The following is a 1,105-nucleotide window of genomic DNA, read 5'->3' as shown; positions in this document are numbered from 1 at the left end:
TCATATTCCATTAGGACGGCTCCAATTAAGCGAAAAGCAGACTGTGTATTCGGAAATATCCGGATCACATTCTCTCTTCTCCGCACTTCTTGGTTTAACCGTTCTAAGGAGTTCGTGCTTCGGATATGTTTACGGATGGGCTCAGGATGAATCATGTACTGTATCGTGTCTTCAAAGCCTTCTTCAAGGATCTCTAGTGCCTTTTTAAAGCGTGGTTCCTCTCCATAGCGCCTCATGACCTCAGACTTAAAGGAGCGCATGTCCTCTATCGTTACAGCTTCAAAAACACGTTTGATCATCGTACCTATTTCAGCGGCATCTTTTTTCGGGAGTGCATTAAAAATATTTCGCTTGAAATGTACATTACATCTTTGCCAGCTCGTCCCAACGAACTCACGACCAATGGCTTTCTTCAATCCAGCATGCGCGTCTGAAATGACAAGCTTGGGCGACTGGATACCACGTGATTGAAGCAACTGAAAGAATCTGCTCCAGCTTTCAAAGCTTTCCGCATGGTCAATCATCAGTCCTATAATTTCACGCTGGTTCTGCTCGTTTAGTGCGGTCGCAATGTAAACAGCTTTAGAAACGACGCGCTGATCCTCACGCACTTTGATGTACATCGCATCGACAAATAAGTACGGATAGTACACGAGATTTAGCGGGCGATTCGCCCATGCATTTACGATCGGATCTAGTTTTTCTGTTAGGGAAGAGACGAAGGATTTCGATACATTTTCCCCACAAAGTTGCTCCACGACTTTCGTTACTTTACGAGTGGAAACACCATGAATCACCATTTCTAACATAGAGAGGACAAGCGCTTGTTCGCAACGTGCATATTTCTCAAAAACGGTAGGAGAAAAATCCCCTTGCCGCGTACGGGGCACCCGCAAGGTTATTCGCCCTATGTTCATCACTAAATCCCGATCATAGTAGCCATTTCTATAATCTTGACGATCTGGTGTTCGTTCGTAGGCAACTGCTTGCAAATGCTTATCTCGTTCTCTTTCCATGAATTCGTTTAACACTAATACAATCGATGACTTCACGACAGCATCCATATTCGAATTCATAATGGAATCTTTTAATTGTTCTGTGTTTA

1 protein-coding gene is annotated in these 1,105 nt (G+C 43.7%); it reads right to left on the bottom strand.

The annotated features are described in order from the left end of the window. Window positions 1-1,105: IS256 family transposase (locus tag V1L65_RS28615; RefSeq protein ID WP_331702761.1), on the bottom strand; the 1,105-nt coding region annotated here is incomplete at both ends.

Source organism: Paenibacillus sp. IITD108 (genome assembly GCF_036541265.1).
Classification (GTDB): Bacteria; Bacillota; Bacilli; order Paenibacillales; family Paenibacillaceae; genus Pristimantibacillus.
This window is presented reverse-complemented; position numbering and strand designations above follow the sequence as displayed.